General features: G+C 35.7%; 21 protein-coding genes and 1 pseudogene. 9 read left to right on the top strand and 13 right to left on the bottom strand.

What is annotated here, in order from left to right; all coding sequences use genetic code 11:
* Positions 1-338: 338 nt before the first annotated feature.
* The 4 genes from tnpC to AC6HZ4_RS27570 form a co-directional block, all read right to left on the bottom strand.
* Entirely contained in the window at positions 339-1,910 is a 1,572-nt protein-coding gene (gene tnpC, locus AC6HZ4_RS27585; protein WP_497496002.1) for an IS66 family transposase, read from the bottom strand.
* Positions 1,911-2,000: 90 nt separating this feature from the next.
* Positions 2,001-2,354 (bottom strand): IS66 family insertion sequence element accessory protein TnpB, encoded by a 354-nt coding sequence (gene tnpB / locus AC6HZ4_RS27580; protein WP_497495902.1) that lies wholly within the window; start codon positions 2,352-2,354, stop codon positions 2,001-2,003.
* Entirely contained in the window at positions 2,351-2,545 is a 195-nt protein-coding gene (locus tag AC6HZ4_RS27575) for a hypothetical protein (protein ID WP_497495903.1), read from the bottom strand. The genes tnpB and AC6HZ4_RS27575 overlap by 4 nt, the downstream gene beginning before the upstream one ends.
* A 95-nt stretch (positions 2,546-2,640) precedes the next feature.
* Entirely contained in the window at positions 2,641-3,219 is a 579-nt protein-coding gene (locus AC6HZ4_RS27570) for a hypothetical protein (protein WP_497495997.1), read from the bottom strand.
* Positions 3,220-3,895: 676 nt separating this feature from the next.
* On the opposite strand from AC6HZ4_RS27570, the gene AC6HZ4_RS27565 reads away from it, so the two are divergent.
* The 3 genes from AC6HZ4_RS27565 (at position 3,896) to AC6HZ4_RS27555 (ending at position 7,107) form a co-directional block, all read left to right on the top strand.
* Positions 3,896-4,732 carry a polysaccharide deacetylase family protein gene (locus tag AC6HZ4_RS27565; protein ID WP_497495996.1) on the top strand — a complete coding sequence of 279 codons (837 nt, stop codon included), beginning with the start codon at positions 3,896-3,898 and terminating at the stop codon, positions 4,730-4,732.
* 207 nt (positions 4,733-4,939) lie between these two features.
* Positions 4,940-6,172 carry a peroxiredoxin family protein gene (locus AC6HZ4_RS27560; RefSeq protein WP_497495995.1) on the top strand — a complete coding sequence of 411 codons (1,233 nt, stop codon included), beginning with the start codon at positions 4,940-4,942 and terminating at the stop codon, positions 6,170-6,172.
* Between the two features lie 17 nt (positions 6,173-6,189).
* Complete coding sequence (locus AC6HZ4_RS27555; RefSeq protein WP_497495994.1) at positions 6,190-7,107, top strand: cytochrome c oxidase assembly protein; 918 nt, start codon at positions 6,190-6,192, stop codon at positions 7,105-7,107.
* A 253-nt stretch (positions 7,108-7,360) separates the two neighbouring features.
* Here the strand turns inward: AC6HZ4_RS27555 and AC6HZ4_RS27550 are convergent, their stop codons facing one another.
* From AC6HZ4_RS27550 to AC6HZ4_RS27540, 3 genes are all read right to left on the bottom strand, one after another.
* Positions 7,361-8,071, bottom strand: coding sequence for a YwmB family TATA-box binding protein (locus AC6HZ4_RS27550; RefSeq protein ID WP_497495993.1), 711 nt, complete (start codon positions 8,069-8,071; stop codon positions 7,361-7,363).
* Positions 8,072-8,308: 237 nt separating this feature from the next.
* Complete coding sequence (locus AC6HZ4_RS27545; RefSeq protein ID WP_497495992.1) at positions 8,309-8,848, bottom strand: YddI family membrane protein; 540 nt, start codon at positions 8,846-8,848, stop codon at positions 8,309-8,311.
* 13 nt (positions 8,849-8,861) lie between these two features.
* Positions 8,862-9,914: a lysozyme family protein gene (locus tag AC6HZ4_RS27540; RefSeq protein ID WP_497496005.1), complete on the bottom strand. Its 1,053-nt coding sequence runs from the start codon at positions 9,912-9,914 to the stop codon at positions 8,862-8,864.
* A gap of 304 nt (positions 9,915-10,218) precedes the next feature.
* Here AC6HZ4_RS27540 and AC6HZ4_RS27535 point away from each other — a divergent pair, with 304 nt between their 5' ends.
* Positions 10,219-10,695, top strand: a complete 477-nt coding sequence (locus AC6HZ4_RS27535; RefSeq protein ID WP_497495991.1) for a YhfM domain-containing protein — start codon at positions 10,219-10,221, stop codon at positions 10,693-10,695.
* Between the two features lie 355 nt (positions 10,696-11,050).
* On the opposite strand, the gene AC6HZ4_RS27530 is transcribed toward AC6HZ4_RS27535, so the two are convergent.
* Complete coding sequence (locus AC6HZ4_RS27530; protein ID WP_497495990.1) at positions 11,051-11,269, bottom strand: DUF3903 domain-containing protein; 219 nt, start codon at positions 11,267-11,269, stop codon at positions 11,051-11,053.
* A gap of 430 nt (positions 11,270-11,699) precedes the next feature.
* Between AC6HZ4_RS27530 and AC6HZ4_RS27525 the strand changes: the two are divergent.
* A pseudogene (locus AC6HZ4_RS27525) lies at positions 11,700-11,852 on the top strand (recombinase family protein); the annotation flags it as partial.
* A gap of 100 nt (positions 11,853-11,952) precedes the next feature.
* On the opposite strand, the gene AC6HZ4_RS27520 reads toward AC6HZ4_RS27525, so the two are convergent.
* The 3 genes from AC6HZ4_RS27520 to AC6HZ4_RS27510 all read right to left on the bottom strand — a co-directional run bounded on the left by AC6HZ4_RS27520 (position 11,953) and on the right by AC6HZ4_RS27510 (position 13,618).
* Positions 11,953-12,159, bottom strand: a complete 207-nt coding sequence (locus AC6HZ4_RS27520) for an alpha/beta-type small acid-soluble spore protein (RefSeq protein ID WP_497495989.1) — start codon at positions 12,157-12,159, stop codon at positions 11,953-11,955.
* Between the two features lie 303 nt (positions 12,160-12,462).
* Positions 12,463-13,335: a hypothetical protein gene (locus AC6HZ4_RS27515; RefSeq protein WP_497495988.1), complete on the bottom strand. Its 873-nt coding sequence runs from the start codon at positions 13,333-13,335 to the stop codon at positions 12,463-12,465.
* A complete protein-coding gene (locus tag AC6HZ4_RS27510; RefSeq protein ID WP_497495987.1) occupies positions 13,322-13,618 on the bottom strand; it encodes a hypothetical protein in 297 nt (98 codons plus the stop codon). The genes AC6HZ4_RS27515 and AC6HZ4_RS27510 overlap by 14 nt, the downstream gene beginning before the upstream one ends.
* Before the next feature lie 215 nt (positions 13,619-13,833).
* Between AC6HZ4_RS27510 and AC6HZ4_RS27505 the strand changes: the two genes are divergently transcribed.
* Entirely contained in the window at positions 13,834-14,190 is a 357-nt protein-coding gene (locus AC6HZ4_RS27505) for a hypothetical protein (RefSeq protein WP_497495986.1), read from the top strand.
* A 1-nt stretch (position 14,191) separates the two neighbouring features.
* Entirely contained in the window at positions 14,192-14,362 is a 171-nt protein-coding gene (locus AC6HZ4_RS27500) for a hypothetical protein (protein WP_497495985.1), read from the top strand.
* Positions 14,363-14,443: 81 nt separating this feature from the next.
* Here the strand turns inward: AC6HZ4_RS27500 and AC6HZ4_RS27495 are convergent, their stop codons facing one another.
* On the bottom strand, positions 14,444-14,935 hold the full coding sequence (locus AC6HZ4_RS27495; RefSeq protein WP_497495984.1) for a PDDEXK-like endonuclease domain-containing protein: 492 nt from the start codon (positions 14,933-14,935) through the stop codon (positions 14,444-14,446).
* A 276-nt stretch (positions 14,936-15,211) separates the two neighbouring features.
* Between AC6HZ4_RS27495 and AC6HZ4_RS27490 the strand changes: the two genes are divergently transcribed.
* Together AC6HZ4_RS27490 and AC6HZ4_RS27485 are read left to right on the top strand one after the other, a co-directional pair.
* A complete protein-coding gene (locus AC6HZ4_RS27490) occupies positions 15,212-16,414 on the top strand; it encodes an FtsK/SpoIIIE domain-containing protein (RefSeq protein ID WP_497495982.1) in 1,203 nt (400 codons plus the stop codon).
* On the top strand, positions 16,414-17,112 hold the full coding sequence (locus AC6HZ4_RS27485) for a replication-relaxation family protein (protein ID WP_497495981.1): 699 nt from the start codon (positions 16,414-16,416) through the stop codon (positions 17,110-17,112). The genes AC6HZ4_RS27490 and AC6HZ4_RS27485 overlap by 1 nt, the downstream gene beginning before the upstream one ends.
* Positions 17,113-17,215: 103 nt before the next feature.
* Here the strand turns inward: AC6HZ4_RS27485 and AC6HZ4_RS27480 are convergent, their stop codons facing one another.
* Positions 17,216-17,491 carry an ArsR/SmtB family transcription factor gene (locus AC6HZ4_RS27480; protein ID WP_497495980.1) on the bottom strand — a complete coding sequence of 92 codons (276 nt, stop codon included), beginning with the start codon at positions 17,489-17,491 and terminating at the stop codon, positions 17,216-17,218.
* Positions 17,492-17,493 lie beyond the last annotated feature (2 nt).

The following is a 17,493-nucleotide window of genomic DNA, read 5'->3' as shown; positions in this document are numbered from 1 at the left end:
AATTTATTCATCTTCTAAGTTCACGGTATCATTATGATAGGTATGTGGTGATCCCTTTTTTACCATCTATCTTAATGGGACTTTAAACAAAATTGAAAGTAAAAAAAGGGAATTCCTATTCCCTTTTTCCATCAGATATAAGGCATAGACAGCACTATATAATATCACTTCATTTCGAATTTGCTATTAGTTACAAGTCCCTTTCTTAAACGTGAGAAATTAAGTATAGCGTTCCGTAAAGCGTAAGCCCGAAATAAAAAATAAGCGTACCCTCACGGTACGCATCGCGAATAGCCGTATATCCTGATTTTTTTAATCAAAAATACGGCTAATTTCATCTATTTGCTACATACCAGCTGGATCTTTTTTGACCAGGGCATGAATTGATCTAAAATTTCAGGATTTTGATGGATGCCAAGATTCGGTAGGTCCGTCAAAAGTTTCTTTATGTATTCGTAGAAATCAACGCCATTACTTTTGGCTGTTTCCGAGATACTCAAACATATGGCGTTCGCTTTTGCACCGGCTTCACTAACACTGAAGAGCCAATTTTTTCTTCCAAGAACGTTGGGACGGATGGCATTTTCGGCCGGATTATTATCAATTTCAATGCGCCCATCATTCAGGAATGCTTTGAGTCCATTTGCTCTGTTCAATGTGTATTCAGCTGCTTTCGCGAGGGCATTTTTTCCGTAGAAGGGTGATGTTTCAACCCAATTAAGGAATTTATCAACGATTGGCTTTGAGTATTTTTGGCGTTTTTTTCTGCGCTGACTCGGAGACAAATGCTTGAATTTCCTTTCAAGTCGATATAAATCGTCACAAAAATTCACACCAATACGGCCATTTTTGCTGTCCGCCTTCAGCCAATAACGACGAACATGCGCCCAACAATTAGCGAAGGTAACGCCTTCCAACTTACCATAGGCAGAATAACCATCGCAAATTATCGTTCCGGAATAGCCTTCTATGAAACTTTCAAGGACAGATCGAGCCCGTGATAATGCGCTTTGAAAGAGAATCATTGTTGGTCCTTGGCTTGGCACACTTCTATACACCCAATTATAGGCATTGGTTTGACCGGATTTCCCATCAGAACGGTTGATGATTTGTCCATATGTTTCGTCGACATGTAAAATCGATTTGGTCATCATCAATTGCTTCATTCGTTCGTAAATTGGCAATAGCCAATCATGTGATGCACGAATGACCCAATTGGAGAGGTTCTTATCATTTGTGTTCAGACCATAACGTTCCCATTCCTTTACCTGACGGTAAAGGGGCAAGTATTGCGAAAATTTATCATATATTACTTTGGCAAGTACGCTAGGACTTGCGATGCTACGTTGGATAGGAGCTTGTGGCGCTTTACCACGTTTAATTTGTGCCTGGTTAAATGCATCACTCTTACAATTTTTACATTCATAAGCATGTTCAATGTGCTGTACTTTCTTCATTCTGGCAGGAATAAATTTCGCTTCTTCGCGTACGATTGTACTGCTAATTTCAATCATTTGCGCTTGGCAACAGTCACAGATTATATTTTCCGGATGATGGTGAACAGCTTCTACTTCAATACCATCATGCAATGAGTCATTTCGTTTTTTCTTTTGAACTTTTCGGACAACAGTGTAAGTAATCGTCTGTTGGCTTTGTTCTCCTGTGTGCTCAGGATCATTAAAAGACGGATCATCACCAAATAATGACGCTTGCCCGTCTGGTGCGTTATATTTCGATTTCTCCGTTTTTGATCCATACAAAAGCTTGGTTAAATGGCGCACTTGATCGGTTAACGCTTCAATCTGTTTCGATAAGTCTTTGTTTTGTTGATTCGAATGAGCCAATTGCTCTTCGAGCAGCCGAATTAATTTCTCGTATTGATTTTCATTCGTAGAAGAAGCGTTTGCCACATCATTCACCACTTTTCGTTCGGTTTCGTTCATCTTATTATAACTAGCTCGAACTGAGGAATAAAGATAAAATTAAATGGCTTAACGAATTTAGAACACACCTTTGGGCGATGGTTGAATGGCCTTTGGTTGCTGAATAGATAGACCTTCAAGAAGCCAGCGAAGCTCCTGTTGTGAAAGATTGCGTACTTCCTTTTCACTTTTGGGCCATTGGAGTTTGCCATTATCTAAACGTTTATAAAGCATGGCGAAACCATCGCCGTCGAAATACAAACATTTATAGCGATCCTTACTCCACCCTGCAAATAAGAAAATAGAATCGCCATAAGGATCAAGTTCGAAAGAATCTTGAATCAGTGCTGCTAAACCATCAATACCTTTTCTCATATCTGTTTTACCGCAAATGATGTAAATGTTTTTTACACTTGTATAGTCGTGTTTCATAGATTTTTCAACTCCCTCATGACCGTTTGGATGATGTGCTCATCCACGCCATTGAAGAAGGAGATTTCCACATTTTCCATTTTGATCGTGCAAGCACTATTGGAAGATATGGTTGAGGAAGTTGCTTTAATTGACTCTTTATTCTCGGAATGTAAAGTTACGGGGACAATTGTCAGTTTTTGTTGCGGCATATGAAAAAGCACCTCCTTAAATTAATACATTCATAGTATCAGGAGGCGCTGCGTGTTTATATGCGTTGTTTGATTGGGGGCTTACTCAATAACTGCTACCTTGATAAACTTCTACGTTCTTTCTGTAATTTATATAAAGTATCAGACTCTGATTTCAAGCAGCTTTGTTTTGCATAGTTGAACAGTTCTTTGAGCATATTGTCTGGCACATAAATCTTCATATATTCTATTCCATTGGAAGCTGATAAACAAAGTGCAATCTTATTTCGCTTAGTTGCATCCTTACAATATCTAATAGCAGCTGGCGTATCTCCTGTGTCTATATTGTTCCAAACACCAGGATCGTAACAATGTGAAAAGATAGTCGCACCTTTAAACTGGCTTGGATCCATTACAATCACAATAGAGCCTCTCCCCCATCCCTGTACATTCCATAATTGTTCATATCCTTTTATAACGTCTTGATACAAATCCATTCTATATTTGTTACGTGTAGGAGAAAGTATACGAGAGCATTGTTTCAATAATTCTGAATTGTTCTCGAGCCCGTAAACATAGCAATCCTCAGCACGTAAAAGTAGCGGTTGTAAAATTAGATCATGAGCTGGAAAACTGGAGGATTCATCATAATTTCGAAAATAATTTGGGAGTAAGTTTACTGAAAAGTAATTCAAACTCGACACACCCTTTCTGACTGTTAATTTATTTATTGATACCTCACATAGATACCTTGCATTTAAATATCGTATTTATTTGAAACTAACTAAAATCATGCATTCTAACCATAGGTGAATGTTTCCTGACAATACTGTTAAAATCTATAACCTCTCATTTTTTCTCTCTACTTAATATGCATCCATATGACGAAAATCATTTTCGAATTTGTAGTACCTGAGATATTTGTATAAACCCTTGAATAATGTTGTGAAAACACAAAAAGAGCCATGTAGATATAAAAATACCTACATGGCTCTTGATAGCAACGTAGGTACAACGGGAATAACCCTTGTACCTACGCGTAATTTTTTCACGCAAGGTTCAAGGGTTTATGTATGATGATGTAGTTGTGAAAATGTAGTTACATTAAACATAGATAGATGCTCCCTATCCCTCTGAATTTTAACAATAGTGTACCATGAGTTTTCTTAGATAGGAATAGAAACATTTAACAATACACTCGGTTGAAAGCTTAAATAGATCATGTCGATATATTTGAATCAACTATAAAAAAGTCAATCATAAAATTTTGATAAGTAAATTATTTTTTATTGAATTGGACATTAGAGTCACCTACAATGGATTAGGAATAGTTTACCAATACTTTAAAATTCCGAGAGAGGATTATAGGCTATGACTAGATTAAATAGAAAACGTTCTAAACTTCCCTTTATAAAGTATACTTTTTTTACCGTTTTTTCCCTAAGCATAGCCGGATATGGTGGTTGGAAAGTAAGTGCTCAAATTCAAGCAGCAGCTCCGTCATCTAACTATGAAGTGAATTTGGTTTCAACACTTCCTCAGACAAATATGCAAAAAGAAATACCTCAGAAATATGATGGAAAAACTCGTAAAATAGCGTATCTCACATTTGATGATGGACCTGGAGAGTATACGAATCAATTGTTGGATATTTTAAAGCAACATGATGCAAAGGCAACTTTCTTTGTTTTAGGTTCCAATGTAAATCTCTATAAGGATGTCGCCAAAAGAGGGGTCAATGAAGGTCATTATATTGCAATGCATAGCATGACACATAATTATAAAAAATTATATGGACAACAAACCTTCCTACCTGAAATGAAGGAAAGTCAACGAATCATCCAAGATGTAACAGGACAACATTCTAATCTTGTCCGTGCTCCATATGGTTCTATGCCAGGTCTCAACAAGGCGTTACGGGACCAAGTAGCAGATGCCCAGCTTAAGCTATGGGATTGGACGATTGATTCACTAGATTGGAAATATAATCGAGTTCCCCTAAATCAGTCAGTGCCTGCAATTGTGAATTTAGTTGTTTCTCAATCAACAAAGGATAAAGAAGTAATCTTGCTTCACGATATTCATGCTCAATCTGTTCAAGCAGTTCCCGGGATTATTCAGAAATTAAAGGAACAAGGGTACGAGTTTGAGGCTTATGATGAGAAAGAGCATTTTGTTGTGAACTTTTGGCACGATCAACGATTATAGAAGAATCCCCTTTGTTATGGTGATAGACAAAACTTACTTAGTAATTAATATACTTTAAACATTTACCTCCGCAACTAGAAGATTGACAAATTAGAATTCTTTTAAAGTCACATTAGAACTCTGCCCATCTTGCATACTTCTCCATAAAAAATGCACATTTTTTGTTTACAATATAGATACTACCTAGGGACTTGGAGGAATGAAAGTTTGCAGATTACAAATATCATAAATCAAGGGCAAAACCTTCTATTAATTAGCGGAATACTCGTTAGCTATTTAATTTCTTATTACGGCATCAGGGTTTTAAAGATAGAGCGAGATATTATGGATTTATTTTCAAATGCATTCATTACTATAGTACTAATTTGGAAATTTAGCTATACTATCTTACATTTCAATTCAGTTCTTCAAAATCCAATGACAATCCTTTACTTCAACGGAGGATATACAGGAATAGTCATAGGGGGAATATTTACACTCTTTCGTACGTTACTATATATAAAAAAACATAACATTTCTCTAGATACCTTTATGAGAGCCGCTGTCCCAGTATATCTTGGATATTTTAACTGGTTGGTATGGTTTAAAGTATACCAAAATCCATACGAATATCCGATGATGATACAAGGTATCATAGCTATTCTCTTCTTTTTAGCGGTCTCCCGATTTATAAATAAAGGTGCTTTATTACAACTTCTTATATGGTTTCATGTAATTCAGTTTGAACTGTCCTTATATAAAAATAGGTTTTTATATACTGATACGATATCAAAGGAATTACTCATTTATAGTTTATTAACCATTACTTTTGTATGCATTTTACGCTGGTTGGGGAGAAATGAGAGACAAAATACTCATAAGAGTAATGAGAAGAAACCAAAAGATAGAACAAGTCAAGCAGCCTTGTTTATCATAATCTGTAGCCTTGCTATAACTTCAATTCTTACAAGTCTCCAGAAGCCGGGAGAAACAGTTCATTCAGTTCCAAACATCAAAAGAGAAGTTGGTATTAATCAGGGACAAATAGCCCCTGACTTTGAATTACTATCTGTCACAGGAGATACACTAAAATTATCTGATTTACGTGGGAAAACAGTCATACTGAACTTTTGGGCTTCATGGTGCCCTCCTTGTAAGGCTGAAATCCCGGAAATGAAAAAGTTCTATCAAAAAAATAAGAATAACCAGATAGAGATTGTGGGAGTCAACCTAACAAATACGGAAAGTAGTCCTGATGCAGTTAAAAACTTTGTGAATAATAATGGAATAACGTTTAAAGTTCTATTTGATGAAAACGGGAATGTTGGAGATCGATACCGTGCAATCACAATACCTACCTCGTATATTATTGATAAAAACGGAATTATTCGTGATAAATATATCGGTCCTATGTCTTATGAGACCATGAATAATTTTATTTCACTTATAGGTAAAAACTAAATGAGTGAGGTTTTTCTATGACAAATTTCATAAGAGGAATAATAGTTTTAACAATAGTTTTTATATCAGGTCTCCCGAAGGGGGTATATGCTCAAGGTTTAAAGGAACAACATAATGATTTATCTACCTATACCTTTTTTGACCTTTGGAACCCGACGCTTTTTATTTTAATTCTTTTAGTTTTTGGAACCTATCTTTACAAGATGCGGAGTAGAGAAGCAACTTATTTAGTTAGTAATTTAAGAAAAGTATCTTTCCTCGTTGGTTTAATAATTTTATTTATTGCCTTAGGTAGTCCTTTACATATTCTAGGGGATAAATATTTATTCAGTGCTCACATGCTTGAACAATCATTAATTTATATTTCAATGCCTCCGTTGATTTTGTTAGGTTTGTCAGAAAAAATGGTTGCACCAACAGTGGACTTTTGTAAAAAGTTTAAAATTTTATTAATAATAAGGAATCCACTTGTTTCTTTATTATTATTTAATACTTTACTTTCGTTCTATCATATGCCTATGATATTTGATGCCTTAGTTTCAAATGCTATATTTCATAATATTAGCCACATACTATTAACAATTACAGCATTTCTAATGTGGATTCCAATTATTCCTCCAACAAAAAGCTTAGATTCTTTATCAGCTATTAAGAAAATTGCCTATATATTTGGTGCTGGTATTTTGCTAACACCGGCATGTGCTTTAATAATCTTTGCTCATAGTCCTATGTATACCACTTATGCTATTGCACCACAGCTCTTTGAATGGTTACCTCCGTTAACTGATCAACAGTTAGGTGGAATTATTATGAAGATAGTTCAAGAGATCATTTATGGATTCATTATTGGTCATGTTTTCTTTAAGTGGGCAAAGGAAGAGAGATTAAAAGATAAGATTTCAGACAAGAATGAAGAAGTTATAAAGGTGTTATAACTAAATGAATTAAGAAAAGATATTCTTTGTAGATGATAAATCTATAAAGAGGAGACCTAGTAAACTTCCCTCACTTCATGCAAACCTAAGTGGGAGAAGTTTACTAGGAGTTGAGGTGATACGTATGTCTAAAACAGGTTAGACTTACCAAGAGAAAACAACCAAAACCAGAAAGAATCGTATATAAACATTTAGGATTAGTTGTTCATTCCATTTATAATGTGTACTCAGAAAGATGTTGAACATTAAAATCCTAATATTCTGTAGTTATAATTGGAGATCCGATAGTTAGTGTAGTTTTATTATCAAGACTTCTCATAGCTACCTGTAGGTTCATTTTCCTGCCACCTTCTAACGAGAGGCTATTATTAAGATTTGGGGAATATGCAGAAATAGATACAAAATTCTTTTCCACTAACTTCTCTACCCCCTTTGCTGATAACTGGCTCATATATTTCTGTACCATTTCCAACATTTCTGCAGTTTCGTATCCCCCTGTTCGGGATGCGGTAAACGTATAAAATACTTCAGCCTTACCTGTTTGACTTAAGTCTAATAACTTTAGTGGCTTGTTATCAAAATTAGTCTGTCCCTCAACAACTTGATTAACACTTACGTCATAGCCCTTATTATTAAAAATACCAAATACAATAATGGTTAGTTTACGGCTTGTTTCCTGATGTAGCTGCCCTGTTATCTTATAGTGATGGTTTTCTACTTTTTCATATCTCCAGTCTGTAATCTTGGATTGTTTTCCAATTTTCCCAACAAGTTCTTCAAGCTCTTGAACATTAGATACCGTTCCTAAATTCTCCTTACTATAAACCTTCCAATCCTCTATTTTAAAATTCTCTTGTTTCATAAAATGAGTCGTGTTTTCTGGGAAGACATCTGCAGTATTACCAGTAAACACAGTTTGAACAGCCATGAAAAGTTGCATAAAAATAATCATTATTTTCTCCATGTCTTTCCCTCCTATTAGTATAAGAGTTGACAAGAAAAATAGATTCTATACCAGATACTTAAATAATCCTTAAAAGCAATAAATAAATAAAAAACGAATCAGTCTTTGAACAGTACTGATTCGTTATACATTTTCCTTTAGATATTCAATTACAAAGTCGCCCTATTTAAGAATACGCTCCCAATCTAGAAGTTAGAGGGACTCCTATGACCCGCTACTGTTTAAATTAATCTAATCTTACAATATGGATTTAACGTCAAATTTTACAACCTTCCAATCCTTTCCGTCATGCTCTAAATGGATTGTCAGCTCTAAACTTGTTGTATCTTTCATTGCATTTGAGGTTAATGTTTGCTCGACCTTCAAGACAACTTTTCCTTCTTTTTCGTTTATTCGATTATATATGGAATCCTTTATCTTAGCAGATGATATTATGTTATCGCCCTCTATCTGTTCTCCTGACACCTCTTTTTTTGTTTCAAGCAGTTTAGTACCTAATCCTTTAGACATAAGACTAAGGAGGCGTTTTTTACGTTCTGATTGATGCTCCTTATCATACGTTAGAAATGTTAAAGCAAACTCCTCTGCTTTTTTGGTTAGCTGTTCTGGAGAATTTTTTTTTGAAGCCTCTAAACGGAGTTTTGCTTCTCTTAATTCTGTTTTCATAGAAATATGCACTTCTTTTTCTCGCTGCCAAAGACCATAAAATACTAGATTCAGTACTAATGAGATGAATAAAAGCAAAGCGACTACAATGCCTATAAGAGGTCTATTCATAGATTTCCCCCCCCTACTTTATATACGGTAATGGGTCTACAGCCGTTCCATTTAGTCGAAGTTCCAAATGAAGATGTATGCCTGTAGAACTTCCTGTAGTTCCGCACGCTCCAACTGGCTGCCCTTGTTGAACTCTTTGCCCTTCTTGCACATCAATTTTTGATAAATGACCGTATACGGTTACTTGACCATTTCCATGATCCACATAAACACGCTGTCCATATCCTACCCCATGATTATTTGGGTCTTGCCATCCAGCTCGTGAGACAATACCTGCCTTTACAGCATAAATGGGGATAGGTTTCCCACCGCAGCTATAGTCTACACCTTTATGAATGACTGGAGCACCCGTTAATGGGTCAAATGGGTCTACCCTGTACCCAAACGGAGAAGTCACCTTTGGATTACTTATCGGTTGAATAAAGCCATAGGCGTTTGCTGTAGTGCTTACAATACTTACTGGAGTAGCATCCTCTTGATAATATCTTAAAACATGCTCAACGTACTTGATATCCCCATAGCAGAAAGGAGAAGTTTGCCAATAAGAACACGTCCAGCCCAATTTTCCGGACATATATGCCGAAAATTCTCTTGCTAACTCTGCTGTATATTTCCCACCACGGGCTAATACGTAATCTATAAAACCAGGTCCGAAATTATAACTTTGCAAAGCTAGTTTTATGTCTCCTTTTGCATTCGTAATAACATTCTTGAAATGCAATACACCATATTTAATGCTTTCTTCTGGATTTTGGAAGTATCCTGGAGGATGTCCCTGTGATTCTGAGCTTTGCATAGGATCGCCACCACGTCCCCCGGATTCTTGTTGCATGAGGGCCATCATAAGAGGAACATAGGATTCAATTCCATGGTCCCTAGCATATTTTCGTAAGATTGGCTCATATCGTTGAACAAGAGGAGAAACAACAGCAACACCACTGTCCGTTAAAGGAACCGTGTTGTCTTTCGGCATATCTACACCAAGGAACAAAACAAATATCATGGCAAACAACAAGCATAATCCTATTAAAATCTCTTTGTAGTATCTGATTCCTAATGAAATCATGAGATTCACGCGGCTTCCTCCCAAAATTATGCGCTATATAATTATCTGTATGCCTAAAGAGGCAGTTCATCTTAGTTGTTCTAGAGTAAAGTCCGATTAACATTTCCCACATAACACTATTGTTTTAAATCTACTCAATGATTTGGTTTTTAATGCTGCTAATCCATGTTATATGAAAAAAGCCATTAGTCATTTTGACTAATTGCCTTTTATTTTTACATGGACAGTAAAGGGATGTAAGAAATGGGAAGAGAATTTAAAACACAAATAGGAAGGGGGAAATCATATAAAAAAGGTTACTTTCTTGCTGTTAGGTGGATTACTGGTTATCTTAGGATTGATCTGGTATACAGGCACAAATGGATTAAGTGAGTCTAAATCCTCGCCAGAAGCAGTTACTACAGTAACACTCCAAAATGCTGCGCCGGTTATATTTGAACAAAATGAGATAAAGGACATACATGTTGAATCTATAAAAATGAAGAAATCAAAAACGTTCACAAACACAAGTGACTTCCAAACATTTGCTACTGGTATGCAAACAGCAAAGAAGAACAGAATACTGTTAGATGAAGAGGGTGCCGATCTTATAGACTATAACATGTGGATTTCCTTTAAAGATGGATCTTATAAAAAGTATTTCATCTGGATAGTAGATAATAATCATAAGGATGTTATCATAGGCTATCAGAGTAACCTGAAGGAAGTACATCTTCAGCTTTATCAGTTAACTGAAGATTATTCAAAGAAGATAAATAATTTACTAAGAAAAATAATTTGAGTAATTACAGAATTTCCGAACGAGAAAGCCCACTATGATGCGGCAGCACCCCCTTTAGGGGTGAGATGAAAGTTCATTTAGACAAGAGGTGGCTTTTGCTGCCGTAGTTGTCTGAAAGTTACTCCAAGTTATAAGGATTTTGTAACCTGAAAGTTACTCCAAGTTATAAGGATTTTGTAACCGAATAAATTAAGGTATAAATATATTGAATCTATAAGAAGCGGATTCAATGAACTGCCCTCCACTTCATACTAAACGAAGTGGAGGGCAGTTCAAATTGTGAACCTATATAGAGTCAATATATTTAGGAGATTACCCAAAACCCTTCAGTTAAACAATCTGAAGGGCTGACTACTTAGATCCCCATAATAATACATTCTTGGGCATGATCCACACTTGAAGAAACATGCAACTCAATGGATTTTGCAGAACCAAAACGACGATGAAGTTCCTGTTTAACTTTTTCTATAGCAAGGAATTCAGAAGAGGCATACAGTGTAATATATTCACCTACAACTCGATTTCCAATGGTCATCGCGTATTCAACTTGATAGGGAGAAATCTTTTGTTTCATCCTTCCCTCTGCTTGTATTTGATACAGCATATGAAGGAGAAGTTTGAGGTATTCCAGATACTAAGAAAGATGCTAGGTTGGTAGTCTCTATTACTGTTTGTAGGCAAAAAAATTTATATATTAAACCATAATCGTTATATTATAAGTACTTTTTTCGCTATACCTCCTAATTTGTATGACCGTGTTCCAATAAAAAAGGAACACGGATTTTTTGTTTTGAATGTAAACTAATGCCTATAGGTATACATTAATTTTGTTGATTTTATTGAATTATGGAGAGTTTGTTATAGGGTAATAATACGCTAAAAAACAGAAAGCAGTCTCGTTTGAGACTGCCAGTTCTCTTAACATAGGAAAGTTAGGGTTTAACTTCCAAAAAATTCATTATCGTTCCTAAAGACTTACCTTTTCGAACACAAAAAAGCAGCCCTTAAAAAATCTAAAGGAATTGTGGCTTGATACAACAACGGCACATGAAAAAATGCTGTTTACTATTTTTACCGGCATTGCACAATTTGAAAGGGATTTAACTTCTGAACGGACAAAGGAAGGGATTCAGGCTACAAGGAAACGAGGGAAGCATCTTTATGTACTGGCCTAGATTGTGGAGCAACTCCTTTAAAGAAAATGGGACTTCACTAATGAAGGTCCCATTCTTATTATTAAATATTAACAATACTCTTTTAACGAAAGGTTCCACCCAGTTGTTGCTCAGCCATACGAACCAACCGCTTTGTAATTTCGCCACCAACGGAACCGTTGGCTCTTGAAGTAGTGTCAGCTCCAAGTTGAACGCCAAACTCCTGTGCAATTTCATACTTCATTTGTTCAAGGGCTTGTTCTGCTGCAGAAACCACTAGTTGGTTTCTATTGTTGTTTTTGTTTGCCATGTTGTATCATCTCCTATTTGGTGATAATGAAATGGTCTTACATTCCTAGTTTGATTGTAATAGGTGTATTTATTCGTAGTAAATGGTGGTGATTTATGTAAAAACAACAACTGTTCCTATAAGTATTTTAGTTAAACGCATTGATTAAACCTTTTTCAAAGCAACAGTCATTCTATCGAATTTTGTAAGAATAGGATGAATTCCATCTCCATTTAAACAAACGTTTGTTTAATCACTTATTGGCAGAATCCCAAATAGCCTTCCAACAATGGAAGGCTTCCTATAAAATATGCTAAGTGAATATTACAGTTGTAGCCCTTTGTTCCTGTTAACGCTTATCTCTTGTTTATGATCATGGTCGATCAATTTACTCAAAGGCTTATATCTATCAGGGTGAGGAATTGAATCTGGCCTTAGCGCAGCCAAAGGATTTTTTTGGAGGACATGAAACTTCATATCTTCCCTAATCCAGTCTTTTGCCATTTTTGGCTTTCTCCATTCTTTTTGAACTTCCTCTAGAGTCTTCCTAGTAGCAAATGTATGTATAAATTCCTTACCATTTCCTACAAGCTTAATAGAAATGTGATTTAGATTTGGTGATTGGCTTAGAAGCTGCGCAGCCGTAACCTTATACATTTTATTACGTTCAAACTCATATAATTGGTTTCCTTTCGGATCTTGCATAAAGTTCATTTTCTCAGCTACCGTTAATTCCTTAAAGTAATTCATAATATACAAGTAATGGGGATTCTCAGCTTTCATTTCTGCTATTTGTCGTGGACTATTTTTTATCCGGTCATGAACACTAACTAAATTCAATCGAGTTTCTAACGGTAACCGACCAACTTTGTAACTCATTTGTTCTTGCGACACTAAAGGAAAACGATGCGCCTTAATTACACCAGTTAAATTAAAATCAGCTCTTTTATCTAGTATATGTTCTGGCAATCGGACTTCGTTTTCCTTAAGTCTATAATCCGTTCTTTCTGTTCTTCTTCCCTTAGTTGTAATAGATTGCGCCGGGGCTGAAAAGAATCCCTCCTTGAAATTACCAATTACAACCGCAAACCTATCCTTTGTAGCCGCACTCCCAGCTTTAAGATCATGCGCATTAGGATAATCTCGTACCAAAACAATATCTCCAGTCCTTATATTCTCAAGCTCATTTGGTCTCATCTACAATCCCACTCAACATCTTCTTGATTTCAGATGGAATTTCGTCCATTCTCTCTTCAATAAATTCTGTTAAGAAATAAGCATTATCTGGAGATGGGAGACCGTTTAGCTGTCTCTCTACAGCTTGTAACTTTAAAGCTCGGATAGCTTCTGGAATATAAATAGCTTCCTCCGTACTTAGCTCTAAATCACTAGCTATTTGCTCAGGACTTTTATCAAAGATTGTATAACTATAAAGAAAATCAGTGTATTGTTCGGGATTCATATCATTAAATTTGCTCATTGAATTCCACTCCTAACGCTTTTTTAGTACTAAGTTTCATGATTCTTCGGTATTTATACTTATTGTTAAATTATACCATTTATATCATAAATGTGCTATAATATACATTAATCATTGAATAAAGAGGAATATAGCAATGCTTGTTATTAGGAGGGAAATTCACATATAAGTCAAAAGGAGAGAAATAACGACTATCGAAAAGAGGAGCGATTATTATGAATACCAAACAAAATGAAGCTGCTCAAAAGCTCAAAGAGATCAGTACTAATATCTTATTTGAAACACTAGTATTGACTAGAAATGCTCTCCTTTTTAATCAAGTTGATGAAAGAATCAATGTATACATCGGTCGAATTAATGATTGTGTTCACAATTTACCTATTTACATGAGTGAGGATAACATAGATGGTTTGTACATCGAAATTAAACATCTTCTAAATTACTTAGAAAAGAGCTCATCACAACTAGATGGGGTATCTATTCATCCTTGGTTAAAAAATATACTGCATCTTTACGAATCAAGGATGATTAAATTAATTTCAAAAAGTTTGAATTGTCTGGAGGTTTCATGAAATGTTTGTTATCAGGGGGAAAAATCTTATATTTGAAGATACTGAACAAGGCTTTCAAGGTAAGGAAATGACATATAGCACTTACGAGGAAGCGAAGCGTGCCTTAGAGTCATTAGAGCTTTTTGTTCCTGAAAAATTAAGTATTGTAGAACTTAATTCTAATGCTAGTTGAATTCTAATTGCTGATAAGAGGGAGTCAGATTGACATAACCCTCTTATTTTTATTGCTTACCTAATGAAAATCGTAATTTACTTATTCAGTTTCTGTAGCAAGATTTATAAATCGGTGATTTTTGGGTAGTAAACCCATATCATTCAACTTCACTTCCGTTTTAAGCATAGCATGGTTAAAGTCTGCTTTTAGTTCTTGTTCTGGAAGCCGAATTACCTCCCATCCATTTCTTTTTAGGTACTGATCTCTTTCTCGATCATGACTTTTGGCTTCCTTTGTAGCATGAAAAATATAACCGTCAACTTCAATGCAGACTTTCCTTCCATCACTACCGTATATAGCAAAATCTAGACTATAGGTGACAGTACGTTTGCCTTTCCTTCGCTTTACTTTCTCTTGAGCCACAGGTAGCACTCCAACACGAACTAAGTAATCAAACACTCTTCTTTCCAGCTTATTTTTACACCGATTACGGTTATAAGATATAGATTCATCATTTGAATTACCGGAGAAAATATTGGCCAACACATAAAAAAGCAGCACAGACCCCACTATAACAGCAAGTCCTATCATGTTTTCCCACCTCTTCTACATACATTCTACATGTGTAAATGCTATGTAGTTGCATGTTTCCTACATATTCTGCTACATGTGTTTCTACATATGCATCATTACACATGTTTTCCCTTCATATACTTGAAAATAAAGAGATTATTAAAATTTGTTTCTGGGAGCAAGGAGGCGGGAACGCCGGATGCGACCAGATGCCCCGCCTTTAAATTTTTTATGCATAAAAACAAAATGTTTTTATTGCAAATATTTTCAAACATCTTAGAGGGAGGCATTTGTATGTACAGTAAGTTGAAAGAAAAGTGGCAGCACTATTTAGAGCAACAACAACGTAAGCAAGAAATCAATAATATAAAGGATAGCGTAAAAAAAGCTTTTCATACCGCTCAGTTATTTCTTAAAATCACCAACGATTACGGCTCCTCATTTGTGTATCCTACAATCCGAAATATAGAGCATCCAAGCGACATAGGATACTGGAAAATTACTTTTACTATCCCTCGTGGAATCAATCCTAAAAATGTACACGATAAAGCTTATATTTTTCAGCAATATCTTGGTAAGGAAGCGTTACTAGAAGGAGATTTACTTGCTTTTACAATCCGCTTATTTCCTAGCCGAATGGACTCTGTCCCTTTCGAGTACTCCACCTTTCCTATTCAAGAAATGGAAATGCCAGTTGTAGTAGGACAAAATAGAAACAGGGATTGGGTTGTCTTTTCATTAATTAATAACCCAAACGTTCTTATAGCTGGTATTCCCGGATCCGGTAAAAGTGTTATGCTACGGCAGCTATTATGTACTCTAATCCTAAGACATAAGCCCGAAGAATTGGAAATGTACCTAGTTGATCTAAAGGGCTCAGAATTTCATTTATTTGAAAATGTAGCTCATGTAAAAGACGTATGTATCACTCCTGAACAATTCAGTCCAATTATGCGTAGATTAAAAACTCAATTAGAAAAGCGTAGTAACTTACTACGAAAATATGGGGTTGCTCATATTAATAAGCTTCCAAAGGATCGAAGACCTCCATATATCCTTCTTGCGATTGACGAAATGTTAATTTTAAGCGGTAGTCGTCACAAGGATATTAATGCAGACTTATTAAGATGGGCAGCGCTTGGTCGGGCGTTGGGCTGCTATACAATCATTTCGATGCAAAGACCTTGTAATAAGAGCTTAGATACAGCTTTGCGAGGCATACTGAATGCTCGCCTAGTCTTCAAAACAGAGGATCAAACAAATTCTGAAATAGCTGGTATTCCAGGCGCGGAAAACATCCTCAGAGAAGATCCAGGGCGGATGCTTTTCAAAATAGACTCAAATGAAGTCGAAGATGTGAAGGCTCCATTACTTACCGAAGAGGAATTGTCTTTACTTATATCTCCTTATCAGGAGCATAAAAACAATAAATTAGTCATCGATGATCCTAATCCTGATCAGGAAAAAATATTCGGATTACTAGAGGAGGAATCTTAATGAACAATCGACAAAAAGCTATTTTAGATGATATAAGACGGTTTCGCTTTATGAGTAGAGATCAAATTTGTACCCTCCATTTTTCCCATCTAAAAACTGAGCAATCAAAAATCTCTAACTGTAACCTCACATTAAAAAGACTGGTAGATCGAGGATTTTTGAGAGCTCATAAAGATTTTACACCATTTATTTATAGCTTAAAGGACAGTAAAATAAGCTCACACTCACAAAAAAACCTTCACTTTACCTCCTTAGTCGATACCTACATTGATTTGCTGAAGTATGATACCCCCAAACATATACTAATCGAGCCTAGGTTTTCCGAAAAAGGTTCAGTAGAACCGGACTTATTCGTTATCTGGAAGGGCTCACCTTGGTTTATCGAGAAACAACTAAGTACTTATACAGAAAATGTAATGAACGATAAAATGAATCGGTATCTTGACTATTACCATTCCGGTCACTGGAAATCTCTAGAATGGCAGCCAACTGAGCGTAAAGTTTTCCCTTTGATCTTGCTATTAACAGACACATACTATAGCCTTCCTGTAATGCCATTCAAAATCTTACAAGTACCTTCAATTCAAGACTTAATACAGAAGTATTATCAACCCCAACAGGCAATAAACCAAGCCAAGCGAACAACCTCGACTAAGTATCAATCCTCTAATGGTCAGATTAAGATTAAAATACAATGAACGTATGGTATGTGAAATTATAAAACCTTGTTCACGAAGAGCCCAAAGGCAAAGGCACTTCCTTTGGGCCTTTTTTTATTTAAAAATTTATCTTTTTTACACATTAAGCACTAATCACCGCGTTAAGAATACCTTCTACTCTTGCATCTTTTACCTCGTAATAAACCTCTAAACCTTTTCGTGTACCTGAGATAATCTTAGCAGCTTTCAACTTTGCCAGATGCTGACTAACTGTACTTTGTGGCATTTTAAGCTCCTCATAAAGTGAAGTTACATTTACCGGCCCCTTTTCAAGCATGAAACTCACAAGTGCGATTCGCGCAGGATGTGCTAGTACTCTCAACATATCTGCACTACTATTAAGCTCTTCAACCGTCATAT

The sequence above is a fragment of the Ectobacillus sp. OTK genome (assembly GCF_059698935.1).
The sequence above is the reverse complement of the archived record's forward strand: the minus strand, read 5'-3'. Positions and strand labels throughout refer to the sequence as shown.